The sequence below is a fragment of the Flavobacterium sp. ACN6 genome (assembly GCF_002304005.1).
Taxonomy (GTDB): Bacteria; Bacteroidota; Bacteroidia; order Flavobacteriales; family Flavobacteriaceae; genus Flavobacterium.
This window is the reverse complement of the sequence record NZ_MRCQ01000008.1, coordinates 135,820-152,608: the sequence shown is the minus strand read 5'-3', so window position 1 is coordinate 152,608 and position 16,789 is coordinate 135,820. Positions and strand designations below refer to the sequence as shown.

Sequence of the window (16,789 nt, the reverse complement as noted above, 5' to 3'; positions counted from 1 at the left end):
GAGATTGACAAGTGAATGATTGAAAAGCAAAAGTAAGAAATGCTATTTTATAAAGAACAAAGTGTTTTTTGAGGTATTGTAAGCTTTTCATCTTCATATTTCTTTTTGCTTAAAATTATAAATTATTTTATTTTTAATTAGACGGCTTTGCTCCATATTTTATTTCTAATTCTTTTAAAATTAAAATTAATCCTTTGTCGGCTTCTTCAGATTGGACATTCGCAAATAGAATAAAAGCTTTATCGATTGTTTTACAAATATACACTTTGGTTAAAAATGTTCCTGGACTTCCGTTGTGAAATGAATACTGAATTTCATCATTTTTGTTTATTTCCGAATTCCATCCAAAAGAAAATTCGGGTAATCCAAAATGCATATAATCGAATTCTTCTGCAGTAAAAAGTTTTGATTCCCCTTTTAAACCTTGAAGCTGCATTTGAATGAACTTGCAATAATCGGGTAAATTTACATTTATATTTCCAGCAGATGAAAGCCAGTTTAATTTGTAATTTAAGACGGGTTTTTCTGGATTCATATTTTCGTCATGGCCCCAAGTTTGATTTTCGTCTTTTAAATTTGGCTGACCAAATTGGAAATCAATATTGAGATTTTTCCCTAATTCTGCTACCAATGTTTCATAACTTTTCCCAGTTGCTTTTTCCAGCATTAGTCCAGCGGCAACATAACTTGGATTGGACCAATAAACATCTTGCTTTTCAGAAATGATGGTATTTTGTTTAAAAAACCACGAAATAAATTCATAACGTTGTTCTTGGATATTTCCTTTAATTTGTTTTTGGGTCGGAGTTGTATTTCCGTACGACCAAATAGGAAGATGAGCTCGCAATGTTATAAAATCTCTTAAAGTAAAATTGTAATAAGCAGGATTGCTTTTGGCTTTTAATTCTGGATACAAAACGAAAAATTTAGTTTCCCATTTTATTTTTCCTTCTTTAACCAATACCGCTGCTAAATAACTTGTGATTGTTTTGGTGAGAGAACCTAAACGGAATCGATCTGATAAAGCAGCTTCTGATTTACTATTGATTTTTTTGTATCCTAAAGCTTTAATTTCTAAAACAAAATCAGAAGAAACTACTGCGTAGGCGATTTCTGGAATATTATGTTTTACTCTAATGCTATCGATAAATTGACGGTTTTGTTGAGAATAACAGAAACTGCTGCATAAAAGCAAAGCAAAGGATATCAGGATTTTTTTCATTTTATAAAATAGCAAATTGAGACAGCAAGGTACAGGAGAATTTGGATATAAAAAAGTAAATTAAAAAAATAATTTAGAAATTTCTTACAAATTAATTTATTTTTATAATTTGGTTTTTTAAAATTATTCAGATTTATGCGTTTCATTATTTTAAATTTTTATTTCCTTTTTTTCTGTTGTACTATTTCAAATGCACAAGCCAAAAAATACAAAATACACACTGTCGCATTTTACAATTTGGAGAATTTATATGACACGGTCGATGATGCTTTTACAAATGACGACGAATGGACACCAACCGGAGCACAGCATTGGACAGTAGAAAAATACCAGCAAAAACTAAAAAATCTGGCAAGGGTAATTGCTGAAATTGGAACTCCCGAAAATTCAAATGGACCGACTTTAATTGGAGGATCTGAAATTGAAAATCGTGGTGTTTTAGAAGATTTAATAAAAGAACCAAAATTGCAGCAGCTGGATTTAGGAATTATTCATTTTGATTCTCCTGATAAGCGGGGTATTGACGTTGCTTTACTTTATCAGAAAAAATATTTTCGACCAACTTCATTTTCAAATATTCCTTTGCTTATTTATAAAAAGAATATCGAAAAGAAAGAAGAAGAGGCGGAAGTTATAGATGATGAAATCGAAGTTAAAAAAGAAAACAACAACCGTATTTTTACGAGAGATCAGCTTTTGGTTTCAGGTTTTTTGGAAGATGAAGAAATCCATATTATTGTGAATCACTGGCCTTCAAGATCTGGCGGAGAAAAAGCAACAAGTTTATTTCGTGAAGCTGCGGGTAAGTTAAACCGTAAAATTATCGACTCGCTGCAACAGATTAATCCGAAGGCAAAAGTTTTGACCATGGGCGATTTGAATGATGGTCCTTTAAACAATAGTATTAAAATAGGTCTGGGAGCAAAAGGTAAAAAGGCTGAAGTTGTAGAATTTGGTGTTTTTAATCCGTTTGAGGAAATGGCAAATAAAGGAATGGGAACAATTGCGTTTCGAGATTCCTGGAATATTTTTGACCAGATTATAATGACCGAATCTCTTCTTAAAACTGATTTTTCGACTTTTAGTTTTTGGAAAGCAGGTATTTTTAACCGGCCTTATTTAGTTCAAACTTCTGGACAATATAAGGGTTATCCGCTTCGAAATACATTAGCAGAAGCTGGTTTCAGCGATCATTTTCCAGTTTATATTTATTTGATAAAAGAGTTTAAATAAGCTTTCAGTTTTCAGTCGCAGTTTTCATCTGTACTGCGACTTAAAACTCTTACGGAATACTAAAGCTGAAAAAGTTTTCACTACCTTAGCTATTCATAATTTAGTACTAAAAAAATGGCTATAGCAAAACCTTTTAACCTGACCCAATGGATTGACGAAAACCGTCATTTACTAAAACCGCCTGTTGGGAATAAAAATCTATATGTTGATTCTGGAGATTATATTGTAATGATTGTTGCAGGACCAAATGCTAGAAAAGATTACCATTATAATGAAACAGAAGAACTTTTTTATCAATTAGAAGGAAGTATAAAAGTAGTAATTCAAGAAGATGGGCAGCGTAAAGAAATGGAATTAAATGCCGGTGATATGTATTTACATCCTGCCAAAGTACCGCATTCTCCCGTTCGTTCAGAGGGTTCTATCGGATTAGTGATTGAGCGTAAACGTGCCGGAAAAGGATATACAGATGGTTTGCTTTGGCATTGTGATAATTGTAACCATAAACTTTATGAAGTGTATTTTGAACTTCATAATATTGAGAAAGATTTTCTTCCTCATTTCGAACATTTCTACAATTCAGAAGAATTGCGAACTTGTGATGAGTGTGGAACCGTAATGGAGACTGATCCTAGGTTTACAGCTAAGAAATAGTTATACTACCTAACAGGTTTCCAAAACCTGTTAGGTATTTTTTTAGGATATTTTGTAAGTAAAAACAATGTTTTTATATCATTTTTGATATATATTTGCATTATAAATGATATAGAAAAAGATCAATTATGATACAAGAAGTTATTGCATATAAGAATATAGTTGATAATATGGAGGATTTAATGGATAAGTCTCCTTATAAAAAAAATTATATTATTGAGAAAGTTGGTATTCCTAGCCCAACATTTTATCGAAAATTAAAGAATCAGACTTTTACTCCTGATGAAGTATTGTCGATAGCGAAAATACTTTCTCCAGAAGAGAATTTTAGATTACAGTTAAAGGCTGAAATAGAAAATGCTAAGCGTGAATATGAAGAAGGAAATTTTATGACTCATGAAGAAATGTTACTTGAGTTAAAAAGCAAAAATATAATCTAAAAATTTAAAATTGTTAGAGGTTTTTGACGATTGTCATAAAATTCAATTAGGTGGATAAAATCCTTATTTAAAATGTAATAAAGAGAAATATATTTTGTGACTAATATTTCATTACATTCTAAGTCATTTCTAAATTTTCCTAAATGAGGATTTATTGAAACTAAATTAACAATATGTAAAACCTCATTTACAAATTTTTGTGCAATTTCATTACTTCGAAATTGTATTAGATAATTTCTAGTTGTATAAAAAGTATAAGTAGCTCTTGAAGACCAAACAATTTCCATAAATAAAATTTATTTGGTAAAAATATAAAAAATAACTTACAAATTAATTTGTTTATAAGTCAAACTTTTTCCCCTGCTTAGGATAAATGATCTTCAATCCTAAGTCATTTTGACTCTTTAATTGTTCCTTGATTTTAGCAATATTCTTTGCTGGAGGTTTTAAATGAGTAATGATAACTTTAAAACTATTTAAAGAACCTTTTCCAGCTAAATCCTCTAGAACGTGAAGTTCTTTCATTAAATAATTTGGAGTTAAATGACCAAATAGAAATTGATCTGGCTGTTCATTCGGGAAAGAAACTTCGATAAAAATTCCCTTTAGTTGTTTGGCTTTTACCAAAGGCGCAATCGCAGTCCATAAATCACGAAGATTATTACTTTTTTCTACTTCGTCAGGTCCCGTATCTCCTAAATAAAGTACATAATCATTTTCATTTTTAATTAAAAAAGCGGTGCTTTCAAACGGATTAACATGACTTAAAGGAAATGCTTTTACGGTCATATTTGTATTGGTAAGCGAAATTTCTTCTGCTAATTTTAAAGTTTGAAAATGATATTTTTTTAAAGGAAATCCAGGTCCTTCATCACCAAAATTGGCCCAAGTCTGATCGTTGAAATAATGGTTTTCCATCATTTCCATACATTTATTAGTAGCGTAAACAGTTTTAGAAGAATCAGCAGGAGAATTGATTATTAAACCCGAAACATGATCTAGATGCGCGTGAGAAATTAAATATCCTTTGATGTATTGTCGCAAAACTTCGCTTGTAGAAACTTTAAAAACTTTATTTTCAATAGCTTTTTCAATTCCTGCATTTACAGTTCCAGCATCTAAACAGATAAAATCTTTTGTGTTAGCTGGCGCTATTAAATAAGCCGAAAGATTTTTTTCATCAATACCGCCTTTTACTCCTAAAGGAACGACTTGAAAAGATTTTTGTTCTTTCTGTGAAAATATATGCGATGAAATTAAAAGGAAACAAAGTAAAAGCCGACTGAAAAGTGTCATATTTTTTATTTTAGATACTGCAAATTTCATTAAATAAATTCAATTAATGCCTTTTCATTTCTGTTAATACTACTAAATAATCTTAAATTTACTGTTATTTATAAATTAACTTCAATCCGAAATTAATTCTAAAACAATATCTTTACATAAAAAATATAACATTTTTAACTAAAAAAGTTACAATGACAACAATAGCATCACAATTTGGTATCAATGAAGCTTTGGAAAAGCTGGGAATAAAACTAGTAAACGAAGGAACTTCAACAGGAATAGAAAGCTTTTCGACAGGTCCAGTTTTAGACAGTTTTTCTCCTGTAGACGGAAAATTAATTGCTTCTGTAAAAACTTCAAGTCTTGAAGATTACGAAAAAGTAATGCGTTCAGCAACCGAAGCTTTTAAAACTTTTAAGTTGATTCCTGCGCCGCAGCGTGGTGAAATTGTACGTCAGTTTGGAGAAAAATTGCGTCAAAATAAAGAAGCGCTTGGTAAATTGGTTTCCTATGAAATGGGAAAATCATTGCAGGAAGGTTATGGAGAGGTTCAGGAAATGATAGATATCTGCGATTTTGCCGTAGGTTTATCGCGCCAGCTGCACGGATTAACCATGCATTCTGAAAGACCTGGACATCGTATGTACGAGCAATATCATCCTCTGGGAATTGTTGGTATTATTTCTGCTTTTAACTTTCCAGTTGCGGTTTGGTCTTGGAATACAGCGCTAGCATGGATTTCTGGAGATGTCTGCGTTTGGAAACCTTCTGAAAAAACACCTCTTTGCGGTATTGCCTGCCAAAATATAATTGCTCAGGTTATTAAAGAAAACAATCTTCCAGAAGGAATTTCGTGTTTAATAAACGGAGATTATACAATTGGAGAGTTGCTGACAAAAGATACACGTATTCCGTTAATTTCTGCGACTGGTTCTACAAGGATGGGAAAAATTGTAGCACAAGCTGTTGCAGGAAGACTTGGTAAATCATTGTTAGAATTAGGCGGGAATAATGCTATAATCGTTACTCCGGATGCAGATATAAAAATGACGGTTATTGGTGCTGTTTTTGGCGCTGTTGGAACTGCTGGACAACGCTGTACTTCAACCCGAAGGTTAATTATTCACGAAAGCATTTATGATAAAGTAAAAGATGCTTTGGTGACAGCGTACAAACAATTGCGAATCGGAAATCCGCTTGACGAAAACAATCATGTTGGTCCTTTAATTGATATACATGCTGTCGAAATGTACGCTACGGCTTTAAATAGAGTAGTAGCCGAAGGCGGAAAAGTTCTTGTAGAAGGAGGAGTACTTTCTGGCGAAGGTTATGAAAGCGGCTGTTATGTAAAACCTGCAATTGCAGAGGCAGAAAATTCATTTGCAATTGTACAGCACGAAACATTCGCTCCGGTTCTGTATTTAATTAAATATTCTGGTGAAGTAGACAATGCGATTGAAATTCAAAATGGTGTTGCTCAAGGATTATCTTCTGCAATTATGACTAATAATCTGCGTGAAGCAGAAAGATTTTTATCTGTCGTTGGTTCTGACTGCGGGATCGCAAATGTCAATATCGGAACTTCTGGAGCTGAAATTGGCGGCGCTTTTGGAGGCGAAAAAGAAACTGGAGGCGGACGCGAATCTGGTTCTGATGCTTGGAAAATTTATATGAGACGCCAGACGAATACGATTAATTATACCACAAATCTTCCTTTAGCGCAGGGAATTAAATTTGATTTGTAATAGAAAGGATTTAAAAAATATAAAACCGCTTTTTTCATTATTTGGAGAAAGCGGTTTTTTTAATGCGGCAATTTGTAGTATTTTTATTTTTATTATCCATACCCCGAAACATCTTTTATAATATTTAAGCAACCAAAATGACTTTATTTTTTTTAGCCGGACTTACTCCTTTTGGATACGCATTTATTGGAGTAATTCTTTTGTCTATTTTACTCGCTTATTTTTGGCTTAAATCTTCTAAAAAAGACGGCAAAATGGGTTGTGCTTCTGTTGGTCTAACTGCTGTAATTATTTGGTTTGTTTTGATGTTTCCTACATTCATAACTTTTTCAGTTATCGAAAACGGAAATGAAACTGCGATAATTGGACTCGTTTTTTTTTGGGTTTTAATTTTGGCTTTGATTGTTTATTTCATGGCTGCAAAAAACACAACAAGAGTCAAGAATATCATTTTTACATTCTTTAAATATATTCTATATCTCATATTTCTGGGTTTATTTTTGGTTTTGTTTTTCGGAATGGTTTACTATGTTTACCTGAGACTTTTTACGACAGAGAAAAATCAAGATCCTGTTTGGGTTTCTTTTTTATGTATCTTTTTTGTGGCGTCACTTATTCTTGCTGGTTTTGGTCTTTTAAGCAAAAATAAAGAAGAAAAGAAAAAGGAAAAATCAACTTTTTACGATTTAGAAGAAGCAAAAATCAAACCCGAATTAGTTGTTGAACTTGATTTATCCCAAACAAATCTGAAGGAGTTTCCGCCAGAGATTTTGAAATTCAAAAACCTCAAATTTCTTACTTTAAGTAAAAATGAGATTGCCGAAATTCCAAATGAAATCAATAAATTGCAATTACTTATTGGAATTGATTTAAGTAATAATCCAATTTCTGACATAGAAAAAAATAGAATTCGAAAACTGCTTTCGAAAGAAGTTGAAATTATATTTTAAAGCCATAATTAGTTTTGCATTTTAAGTTATGAATGAAATTTTAGAATTTTTAAATCAGAATAAAGCAGATGGCGCAGAGGTAATCTTTTTGATGCTTTTTAGTCTCGGAGTTGCCCTATTTCATACTATCATTTTTTCAGGATTATTCAATTTAAAATTTCCAAATTGGTTGTTTTTTGTTTTGTGTCCTGCGATTATTGGCGTGAGTTTTTTAATTGATGACCGGCTTCCGTTTGCAGTTATTCTTCTTTTATTCCCTTCTGTTTTTATTTTTGCCTTTATCGGAATGATTTATTCGGGTATTAAAAGCAGTAAACAAGAAAGAATTGAAAGAGAAAATTTCAATAAAAAACACAATATTCAGAAAACGCCATTATTCGAAAAACTCTTAGGATTATTTGTTTTGGGATGTATAATTGGAGCGATATATTTTCTGGCTGAAACCGAAAATTTAAAACTTCTCTTTTTAATTATTCCAGGATTTATTCTGCTAAAAAATATATTTTTCCCAAGTAGTAAAAGTAAATTTTTAAGATTGCAAGCTATTTTACCAACCTCAAAAACAAATGCAATTGCGATGGGGCAGGTTGAAATAGAAGGCGATTTAGAAGAAATCGAGCCTATTATTTCGCCTTATTTCAGTAAGCCGTGTATTGGATATTTCTATAAAATCGAAAAAGAAAGTCCGCGTGATAAAGATGGAAAAACCACTTACACAACCATTTTTACTGAAACGAAAACGGGTAAATTCAAAATTAAAGATGAGAACGGATCTGTTACAGTTGACGGCGACGGAATGGAATTTTATTTTGATAGAATAGATAATCAGGCTGGTGGTAAAACGAGATACACAGAGACTTATCTGCGTACCAACGATTATATGCTGCTTATAGGTTATGCGGGTTCGGACAATGGAAATGTTTTAATTCAAAAAGGCAGTTCTGATACAGTTTTTGGTGTTGCAGTTCCAAGAAGTATTTCATTTAGAAATAAATATAAACCTTTATTAGATTCTTTTTTAGCGGCTTTGTTTTTCATTTCGCTTATTCTCCTTTATATCATTTTAAATTAAAAAGTATGACTATTCAAAACATTGCATTGATTGCCGGACTAATCCTGATTATTATATTTTTTAATTTCTTTATTAGAATTTACAATAAGCTGGTTATGCTTAAGAATAACTACGAAAAAGCATTTAGAAATATTGATGTCATCTTAATGCAGCGAGCTGATGAAGTTCCCGAATTGGTAAAAGTTGCCTCTAAGTTTATGGAACACGAAACATCGATTCTTACAAATCTAACGAAGTTAAGAACTGATTTTTTGAATGCTAAAACGGTTGAAGAAAAGATTGACAATGCAAACGAATTTTCAAAAACGATGAAAAACTTATTCGCGGTTTCAGAGAATTATCCAACTCTTTCTTCAAACAGTAATTTTCTCGAATTGCAAAAGAGGGTTTCTCAAATGGAAGATAAAATTGCAGACAGAAGAGAGTTTTTTAATGATAGCGTAAATCTGTACAATGTTGGCATACAAGAATTCCCAAATTTTATTTTAGCGAATTTAATAGGATATAAAACGCAGCATTTATTTGATGTAACACCGCAAGATAAAAAATACGATGGGATTCAGTTTTAATACTTTTTTTGGTTACGAAAACGAAATTAACGGACTGAAAGATCAAGTGCTTATTTACGGTTTTGCAGGCATAATTTTTAGTCTTCTGGGCTTGATATTTATTGCTGTATTGCTGAGAAAAACAGGGTTGAATTCGGTTAATAGTTTTTTTATTAATCCGTTGATGCTGGCACTGGGTTTAACACTTTTTATAGCAATACTGCCTACGATTATTTTTTATGTGGCCGATGCTGAAATATCCTCTGTCAAAATTTTGTACAGCTGGATTACCATTTTTCTCGGAATGCTTTTGTTTGTGATGTTCAATCTGGAAACGATAAAAAGCTTTTTTAGAGAATTTGGTAAAATGACCGAACAAGAAGAATTTAGAAATAGAAAACGATGATGGTATAAACAGTGAAAGGCTTCCAAATCAGGAAGCCTTTTACTTTATAAACCTTTTAGATCTTTATTTCTTAATGATAGTCTGGTTAGTAGAACCATCTGTGGTATAAATTTTCGCTAAATAAGTTCCAGATGTAAGTTGACTTAAATCAGTACTTTCATTTCCTTTATTAATGGTTTTTAGAAGTATTCCAGAGATATTATAAATCAATACTTTTTCTACTTTTTGATCTAAATCAGATACAAATAAAGTTCCAGATACAGGATTTGGGTATAAAAAGGGTTTCGGATTAGTGGTTTCAAGACTCATTTCTTGTTGTGCAACCCTGAGTGTAGATGCACTGTATACCGTGCTCATATAGAATAAATTGGCAGTATCTTTTTTGGCAATTGTGTGACTTCCTGCGGGTAAACTTACCGTTACAATTCCTCCAGAGGCGGTTCTGTCTACATTATCTACTTTAATAGTAGCCGCACTTTCAACAAAAACCAGCGTTAATGTACTGCTTTGTGTAGTGGTAAAAGTTATGCTTGTTGATGATTCTATTTTTAAACATTGTGTCAAGGTTAAACCATTGTAGTTCACAGTTCCTTTTGTTGTTGAAAGATTTCCTGTTATCGAATAAAAATCACTTGTTTTTCCTGATGTTGTAAAGTTATGAATTTCGTCTCCAGATGAACTTGTAGAAACACTAATCGTTCCTGATACTGTTACAGGAGATCCAGCTGTTCCTGAAGTGGTAACTGAATAAGAAACATTTGCTGTTGGTGTTCCTGTGATAGTAATTGTTTTTGCAGATGTATTCTTCGTAAAACTTAATCCCGAAGCTGGTAATCCAGTTACAGTCGCATCTGTGGCATTTCCTCCCCATGTAAGTACTATAGAGCTGATTGCAGTTCCAGATGAAACAGTTTGATTACTGTTTCCAGAAGAAGTTAAAGTCTGAGTTCCAGCTGCAGTTACGGTGATCGTCCCAGAACCAGTTGCAGGTGAACCGCTAGTTCCAGAAGTAGCAATTGAATAAGAAACTGTTGCTGTTGGCGTACCTGTAATAGTAATCGTTTTTGCAGTTGTATTTTTTACAAAAGTTAATCCAGAAGCTGGTAATCCTGTTACAGTTGTATCTGTTGCATCACCGCCCCATGTAAACACTATTGAGCTTATCGCTGTGCCACTTGCAACTGTCTGATTATTGTTTGCAGATGAAGTTAGAGTTAAGGTCTGAGCTCCTGCCGGCGGATTTCCTTCTCCTTGTACAGCAACTAAAGTTCCTGAGTAATTTGTAAGTGCCGTTTTCAGTGCAGTAATTACTAAGGAAGATGTATCGTCAGTTGCATTATTAAATGTCCATTGTAAGTCTCCTCCAGAAATACGTCCTGCATATTGTGTCGTTTTAGTTTTAGCTGTTGCGGGCTGATCGATTACTAGATTTTTTACATAAAGAGCTGCGTCTGTATCAAAATTATTATAAGTATTCGCTCCTGATTTTGATTTTACGGAACTGCTGACAACTTCTCCCCTTGTTGAAGCAACGTAGGCATCGAAATCTGTTGTAGAACTAATCTTTCCTGCGATATTGTATAAAGGATTTGGATCATTGTAAGCGACAAAACGCATACTATTTGTTCCGTTTGAGGCATCGAAAGTGTTGTTAAAAGCTTTGATACTTCCTCCGGCTTCACCAGAAAATGTTCCCATTGTTCCAGCGTTATTTACTTGATTCGCTTGGTCCCAAATATCAGTTCCCTGAAGAGAAGTCAGCATTGGATGTTTACTGTTTCTAAAATAATTTCCTTCCACAAATAAAGAAGATCCCAGTGTAGAACCTGAGCCATATTTTGCAACACCATCAAAATAATTATTATAAATGTGTGCCGAATAATAACGAACTCTAGGATGGCGAGAATCTGAATGATCGAACCAATTGTGATGATAAGTAATATACAACCCAGAAGTAGTTCCTTCGCTTAATCCTAAAAGACTTGCTTTTCCATTATCCCAAAAGTGATTGTAAGATAAAGTTATATAGGTTGAAGTTTTATTGTCTAATGCGCCATCTCCTTTTATTTGATCGGCATCGCTTCCTGCATTTCCGTAGAATAAATCACAGTTATGAACCCAAACGTGATCATTGTCCTGCTGCATTCCGATATTGTCTCCTGCAGTACTGTTACAATTCATAAATCCAAGATTGTTTACTTCTATATTGGAAGCCGATTTCAAACGAACTCCCCATCCATTTGCAACAGCATCATTTCCAATACCTTCAAAAGTCACATAACTTGCAGCATTATTAGAATTTTCAATAACTACATCGCCGCCTTCCATAACCGTCATATCAGTAATATTTCCGATTAAACGAAAGATAAAAGGGCGCGTATCTTTTCCTTTTTTAATAGCATACAGAATATTTTGTAATCCGATGCAAGGATTAGAACTTGCGCCGGTAATATTCGTAGAAATGGTGTTTTTAGTATTTTGTGTTATATAAAGAATAACAGCATTATCTTTCGGAGTTCCATCTGCTTTATAACCGCCGGGAACGCGTCCGCCTTCAAAAGCAAATCCATTTCTGTCGTGAGCTGCAACAGTTAAGCTGCTAGTAACAGCACCAGTTCCTTCCGTTCCATTTACTACTGGTTTTACTTTTAGAGTATAGCTTCCTGCCTTAAGGCCTGGAATATCAGCACGGAAATAAGATCCATAACTTCTAATAAGCTGATCGTCTATTTTTTTGTCTGTAAATCCGTTTCCTGTATAGTAAACGTTGTAAGTCTGTGCACCGCTGACCGGCTGCCATTTAACAAATGCTGATTCTAGCCAGCCTGAAGCTTCGTTAATTGTTACTGATTGCGCCCATAACTGAACTGTCATGAGGAAGACAGTCAATAAGAGTAAGTTTTTTTTCATAATTGTTTGGTTTAAGATTGTTAATAATTAGTAAGTGGTTTTACTATCGACACTAGTGGTTAATTGTAATCGATTACACAAAAATATATATTAATTCTTAAATCCATAAATGTTTTGCTTTAAAAAAGAATAAAACAAAATGTAATAACAGTTATGTTGTTAAAAATGTAATAAATTGCATGAATTGTAATTTATTGCACATTTCTATTTTGATGAAAAGGCTTGGTTTTATTAGCTTTTTGTGAATTTGATTTTTAGAAGCATATAAATTTGCTAAAAGCATAATTTTTTTTATTACAAAAATTACAATTTAAATTTTTGTAAGAAATTGGTTTCTTTGATCGTTTTCTATAAAAGAATAAGCTTAAAAAAATATAGAAGATTAAATTTTTTCTTCCGAAGCTAAGTGATTATTTTGATCATAAACATAAAAAAAGCCTTTTTGATTTTACTCAAAAAGGCTTCAATATCGAAATATGTGTATGTTAATCTTTACTAGATAATTTTGCTAGAAGTCTTAAGAATTCGATATACAACCAAACCAATGTAATCATTAGTCCCATTGCACCATACCATTCCATAAACTTTGGCATTCTTTCTTTTGCTCCTTTTTCAATTAAATCAAAATCTAAGAACAGATTAAGAGCTGCAATAATGATTACAAAAACACTGATACCAATACTCATCATTGAATTTCCATGATGAACAGGAGTAAAGCTTGTAAACATGGATACAATCCATGAAATTAAATAATAAGTCGCAATTGCCAATGTAGCTGCAATAACAACAGATTTAAATTGTTCTGTAACTTTAACGATTTTAAATTTATATAAACCAAGGCAAACTAAGAAAGTTACTAAAGTCGCTCCCACGGCATTAATAACAATTCCTGGAAATTTTAGTTCAAATATTGCAGAAATTCCTCCAATAAACAAACCTTCAAATAAAGCATATCCTGGAGCTAAATATGGTGAAGCTTGAGGTTTAAAAGCAGAAACTATTACAAGAATAAAAGCGACAATTGCACCTCCAATAGTTGGCAGCATTGGGTTCATTCCATTAAAAGCCATCCACCAGGTTACCATAGCGGCTCCGCATAAAATTAAAAACAAGATTGCTGTTTTGTTCATTGTTCCAGACACCGTCATTTCTTGATTGTAATCAATAATTTGAGCTTGGTGTACTTCTTCTGCTTTTGAAGTAGCACTAGAAAAACGTTTGCTGTTTAAAAATGGATTTTTAGAATTAAAGTTCATAATTTATATACATTTAATTGAACCCAAATATATGGAGATTTTTTGAAGTGCGATGAAGTGAGAGAATTTTTTAACATGAATTTCTCTTCTGTAATTATCGTATATAAAAAAAATCCACCAAAACTAAATTTGATGGATTTTACTATATTTTAATTAAGTGTATTTCTTATTTCAAAAGGTCTAATACTAATGAAGGGAATAAACCTAATACGATATTTAATGTAATTGATATAACCGCAGCGGCATAAATAAGAAATGGTTTCCCAGTTCTTTCTTGATTTGGCTCTTTAGAATACATGGCAATAATTAGTTTGAAATAGTATCCCACACTAATGATAGAATTGATTACAGCAACAATTACCAAACCAATATATCCTGCTTGAATTGTTTGGTTGAATAAAAATAACTTAGCAAAAAATCCTGAAAAAATCGGAATTCCGGCCATTGATAATAATGAAGCTGTAAGGATAGCGGCTAATAACGGATTTGTTTTTCCTAAACCATGAAAGTTTGTAATGTCTTCATTATCATGATCTCTGCACACATATAAGATTACGCTGAAAGCAGCGATTCCCGCTAATGCATAAGCAGCAGTGTAATATAATAAAACGCCAGCCGAAGCAGAAACCGATAACAATATCATTAACATGAAACCAGCATGAGAAATACCAGAGAACGCAAGCATACGTTTTACATTTACTTGTCTCAATGCCATAATATTACCAACAGACATTGAAGCGATTGAAATAATAACAACAATAACTTCAAACGTATGTAAAAGATCTTGATTTTCTAATGAAGCAATGAAGTTCATACCAGCAATTAGTTTAAATAAAGTAGCGATAGCAACTACTTTTGCCAATGTACTCATTAAAGCTGTTGTTAAAGCTGGGGAACCTTCGTAAACGTCTGGAGCCCAGAAGTGAAAAGGAACTGCAGCAACTTTGAATAACATTCCAACTACCATTAAAATCATTCCGATTGGAAACCAGATTGGCAATTCAGCAGAAAGAGCACTTTCGTGAATTTCGCTGATATCAAAACTTCCCATTGCACCGTAAATCAAACAAATTCCGAATAAGATAATTCCTGATGCGAAAGATCCCATTAAGAAATATTTCATACCTGCTTCGTTACTTTTTAGATTCAATCGGTCGCTGGCCGCTAAAACGTATAATGCAATTGATAAAATTTCAATTCCTAAAAAGAACATTGCTAAGTTTCCAAAAGAAACCATTGCAACAGCTCCAGCTAATAAGAACACTTTAATTGCAATAAAATCAGAGATTTTTGTTGGATGCTTGTGATAAAAATTATGGCTTAATGCTACAAGGAAAATCGTCAAAACGATAAACAATGATGAAAATGCAGTTGAGAACTTACTCACTGCTATCATATTGTTGTAATAACTTTGTTCAGTTCCAAATTCGCAGAAATTAAGTGCCAATACTCCTAGTAAACCTAAAATGGTAAAAGGAATGATGGCTTTTCTTAAATTAAGAATTTCAAACAATAGGCAGAAAATACCCAATCCTGTTATAGCTATTAATGTATTCATTTTTGTCTTTTTGAGTTAGGATTTCAAATTATGATTGTAATCCTAATTTATTTTTGTTTAAAATATTAGTTCTTATTGATAACTTGTAAAATAGTCTCCAAGCTTGGTGTAATCAAATCTGTAATTGGTTTTGGATAAAATCCGAAAAACAATAGAACAGCAATTATTACAGCAAATGAAATGCCTTCGTTTAAAGAAACATCTGCAAAGGTTTTAGCATTGGTTTCACCTAACATTACATGCTGGAACATTCTTAACATATAGTAAGCTCCTAAAATGATTGTTGTTCCTCCAAGAATAGCAAACCAAATATTGATTTGAGATAAACTATATAATACTGTAAATTCTCCAACGAAGTTAAATGTACTTGGCAGCGCAACAGAAGCCAGTACTAAGATTAAAAACATTGATGTGAATTTTGGAGACTGTGTACGAATACCGCCCATTCCGTCAATTTCTCTAGTTTCAAATCTTCTGAAAATTACTTCGGCAGCAAAGAACAATCCAACTACCACAAAACCGTGAGCGATCATTTGCAATACAGCACCTCTTAAACCATCAAGAGTTAAAGTATATGATCCTGCAGCAATTAATCCAACGTGAGCAAGAGAAGAATAAGCTAATAATTTCTTTAAATCTTTTTGTCTCAAAGCAACAATTGAACCGTAAATTACACCAGCAATTCCTAATCCGATAAAGATATACATGTATTCTTTAGCAGCAAGTGGTGTAATTGGCAATTGCCAGCGAATTACACTATACAATCCCATTTTTAGCATAATACCAGATAAAAGCATTGTTCCAACAGTTGGTGCTTTTTGGTATACATTTGCCTGCCATGTGTGAAAAGGAATAATTGGAATTTTGATAGCATAAGCTAAAAAGAAAGCCAAGAATATCCAAAATTGTTCACAAGCAGATAATTCTACTTTATATAAATCTTCAATTAAGAAAGAACCTGCTTTTTGGTATAAATAAATAAATGCAGTTAACATGAATAAAGAACCCGCAAGTGTGTAAATAAAGAATTTAATCACCGCTTTTCTGCGTTCTTCAGCATCACCATTGCCCCAGATTAAAGCAATAAAGTAAATTGGAATAAGAGCCAGCTCCCAGAAAATATAATATAAAAGACCATCAGCAGCTAAGAAAGTTCCTGTCATCGCAAAAGCCATAAACAAGATCAGACCATAAAAAGCTTTAGCATTTTTGTATTCATTTCCGAAAGAAGAGAATATAATAATCGGAGTTAAAGCTGTAGTTAATAGAACCATTGCAAGACCAAGTCCGTCAGCATTTAAAGCAAAAGAAATGTTTGGTTGTGTAATCCAGCTGTTGATAAAGCTGATATTTTCACCTGCAGAAAAATTATTCAATAATACAATTGAACATCCTAAAGCGGCTAGACTAAAAAGTAAAGCAACTTTCGAAGCCAGTTTGTCACCAGAAAAATAAGTGGCAAATGCACCAATTAAAAGTATAATTAATATAGTAGAAACGTTCATAGT

The 16,789-nt window shown here is 32.7% G+C and carries 15 protein-coding genes; 8 read left to right on the top strand and 7 right to left on the bottom strand.

Annotation, left to right across the window (positions count from 1 at the left end; translation table 11 throughout):
* Positions 1-133: 133 nt before the first annotated feature.
* On the bottom strand, positions 134-1,222 hold the full coding sequence (locus BSF42_RS13995; RefSeq protein ID WP_095953706.1) for a serine hydrolase: 1,089 nt from the start codon (positions 1,220-1,222) through the stop codon (positions 134-136).
* A 135-nt stretch (positions 1,223-1,357) separates the two neighbouring features.
* On the opposite strand from BSF42_RS13995, the gene BSF42_RS13990 reads away from it, so the two are divergent.
* From BSF42_RS13990 to BSF42_RS13980, 3 genes are all read left to right on the top strand, one after another.
* The gene (locus BSF42_RS13990) at positions 1,358-2,455 is read left to right on the top strand and encodes an endonuclease (RefSeq protein ID WP_095953705.1); all 1,098 of its coding nucleotides are present in this window, start codon (positions 1,358-1,360) and stop codon (positions 2,453-2,455) included.
* 114 nt (positions 2,456-2,569) lie between these two features.
* On the top strand, positions 2,570-3,109 hold the full coding sequence (locus BSF42_RS13985; RefSeq protein WP_095953704.1) for a 3-hydroxyanthranilate 3,4-dioxygenase: 540 nt from the start codon (positions 2,570-2,572) through the stop codon (positions 3,107-3,109).
* Positions 3,110-3,237: 128 nt separating this feature from the next.
* On the top strand, positions 3,238-3,549 hold the full coding sequence (locus BSF42_RS13980) for a hypothetical protein (protein WP_095953703.1): 312 nt from the start codon (positions 3,238-3,240) through the stop codon (positions 3,547-3,549).
* Here the strand turns inward: BSF42_RS13980 and BSF42_RS22635 are convergent.
* Complete coding sequence (locus tag BSF42_RS22635) at positions 3,546-3,836, bottom strand: hypothetical protein (protein ID WP_095953702.1); 291 nt, start codon at positions 3,834-3,836, stop codon at positions 3,546-3,548. The genes BSF42_RS13980 and BSF42_RS22635 overlap by 4 nt on opposite strands.
* Positions 3,837-3,888: 52 nt before the next feature.
* Complete coding sequence (locus BSF42_RS13970) at positions 3,889-4,875, bottom strand: MBL fold metallo-hydrolase (protein ID WP_371615841.1); 987 nt, start codon at positions 4,873-4,875, stop codon at positions 3,889-3,891.
* Positions 4,876-5,027: 152 nt separating this feature from the next.
* Between BSF42_RS13970 and BSF42_RS13965 the strand changes: the two genes are divergently transcribed.
* From BSF42_RS13965 to BSF42_RS13945, 5 genes are all read left to right on the top strand, one after another.
* Entirely contained in the window at positions 5,028-6,581 is a 1,554-nt protein-coding gene (locus BSF42_RS13965) for an aldehyde dehydrogenase family protein (protein WP_095953700.1), read from the top strand.
* A gap of 137 nt (positions 6,582-6,718) precedes the next feature.
* Positions 6,719-7,531: a leucine-rich repeat domain-containing protein gene (locus BSF42_RS13960; RefSeq protein ID WP_095953699.1), complete on the top strand. Its 813-nt coding sequence runs from the start codon at positions 6,719-6,721 to the stop codon at positions 7,529-7,531.
* A gap of 28 nt (positions 7,532-7,559) precedes the next feature.
* Positions 7,560-8,603, top strand: coding sequence for a hypothetical protein (locus BSF42_RS13955; protein ID WP_095953698.1), 1,044 nt, complete (start codon positions 7,560-7,562; stop codon positions 8,601-8,603).
* Positions 8,604-8,608: 5 nt separating this feature from the next.
* The gene (locus BSF42_RS13950; protein ID WP_095953697.1) at positions 8,609-9,172 is read left to right on the top strand and encodes a LemA family protein; all 564 of its coding nucleotides are present in this window, start codon (positions 8,609-8,611) and stop codon (positions 9,170-9,172) included.
* A complete protein-coding gene (locus tag BSF42_RS13945; protein WP_095953696.1) occupies positions 9,156-9,557 on the top strand; it encodes a hypothetical protein in 402 nt (133 codons plus the stop codon). The genes BSF42_RS13950 and BSF42_RS13945 overlap by 17 nt, the downstream gene beginning before the upstream one ends.
* A 63-nt stretch (positions 9,558-9,620) precedes the next feature.
* Here BSF42_RS13945 and BSF42_RS13940 read toward each other — a convergent pair whose 3' ends face one another.
* The 4 genes from BSF42_RS13940 to BSF42_RS13925 all read right to left on the bottom strand — a co-directional run bounded on the left by BSF42_RS13940 (position 9,621) and on the right by BSF42_RS13925 (position 16,786).
* Entirely contained in the window at positions 9,621-12,467 is a 2,847-nt protein-coding gene (locus BSF42_RS13940; protein WP_095953695.1) for a T9SS type A sorting domain-containing protein, read from the bottom strand.
* 485 nt (positions 12,468-12,952) lie between these two features.
* The gene (locus BSF42_RS13935; RefSeq protein ID WP_095953694.1) at positions 12,953-13,723 is read right to left on the bottom strand and encodes a Bax inhibitor-1/YccA family protein; all 771 of its coding nucleotides are present in this window, start codon (positions 13,721-13,723) and stop codon (positions 12,953-12,955) included.
* Between the two features lie 166 nt (positions 13,724-13,889).
* Positions 13,890-15,281, bottom strand: coding sequence for an NADH-quinone oxidoreductase subunit N (locus BSF42_RS13930; RefSeq protein WP_095953693.1), 1,392 nt, complete (start codon positions 15,279-15,281; stop codon positions 13,890-13,892).
* A gap of 65 nt (positions 15,282-15,346) precedes the next feature.
* Positions 15,347-16,786 carry a NuoM family protein gene (locus BSF42_RS13925; RefSeq protein ID WP_095953692.1) on the bottom strand — a complete coding sequence of 480 codons (1,440 nt, stop codon included), beginning with the start codon at positions 16,784-16,786 and terminating at the stop codon, positions 15,347-15,349.
* Between the last annotated feature and the right edge of the window lie 3 nt (positions 16,787-16,789).

Bases quoted from the DNA above. Each gene is read 5' to 3' on its own strand.
- BSF42_RS13995 (WP_095953706.1), bottom strand. From the start codon at position 1,222: ATGAAAAAAATCCTGATATCCTTTGCTTTGCTTTTATGCAGCAGTTTC.
- BSF42_RS13990 (WP_095953705.1), top strand. From the start codon at position 1,358: ATGCGTTTCATTATTTTAAATTTTTATTTCCTTTTTTTCTGTTGTACT.
- BSF42_RS13985 (WP_095953704.1), top strand. From the start codon at position 2,570: ATGGCTATAGCAAAACCTTTTAACCTGACCCAATGGATTGACGAAAAC.
- BSF42_RS13980 (WP_095953703.1), top strand. From the start codon at position 3,238: ATGATACAAGAAGTTATTGCATATAAGAATATAGTTGATAATATGGAG.
- BSF42_RS22635 (WP_095953702.1), bottom strand. From the start codon at position 3,836: ATGGAAATTGTTTGGTCTTCAAGAGCTACTTATACTTTTTATACAACT.
- BSF42_RS13970 (WP_371615841.1), bottom strand. From the start codon at position 4,875: ATGAAATTTGCAGTATCTAAAATAAAAAATATGACACTTTTCAGTCGG.
- BSF42_RS13965 (WP_095953700.1), top strand. From the start codon at position 5,028: ATGACAACAATAGCATCACAATTTGGTATCAATGAAGCTTTGGAAAAG.
- BSF42_RS13960 (WP_095953699.1), top strand. From the start codon at position 6,719: ATGACTTTATTTTTTTTAGCCGGACTTACTCCTTTTGGATACGCATTT.
- BSF42_RS13955 (WP_095953698.1), top strand. From the start codon at position 7,560: ATGAATGAAATTTTAGAATTTTTAAATCAGAATAAAGCAGATGGCGCA.
- BSF42_RS13950 (WP_095953697.1), top strand. From the start codon at position 8,609: ATGACTATTCAAAACATTGCATTGATTGCCGGACTAATCCTGATTATT.
- BSF42_RS13945 (WP_095953696.1), top strand. From the start codon at position 9,156: ATGGGATTCAGTTTTAATACTTTTTTTGGTTACGAAAACGAAATTAAC.
- BSF42_RS13940 (WP_095953695.1), bottom strand. From the start codon at position 12,467: ATGAAAAAAAACTTACTCTTATTGACTGTCTTCCTCATGACAGTTCAG.
- BSF42_RS13935 (WP_095953694.1), bottom strand. From the start codon at position 13,723: ATGAACTTTAATTCTAAAAATCCATTTTTAAACAGCAAACGTTTTTCT.
- BSF42_RS13930 (WP_095953693.1), bottom strand. From the start codon at position 15,281: ATGAATACATTAATAGCTATAACAGGATTGGGTATTTTCTGCCTATTG.
- BSF42_RS13925 (WP_095953692.1), bottom strand. From the start codon at position 16,786: ATGAACGTTTCTACTATATTAATTATACTTTTAATTGGTGCATTTGCC.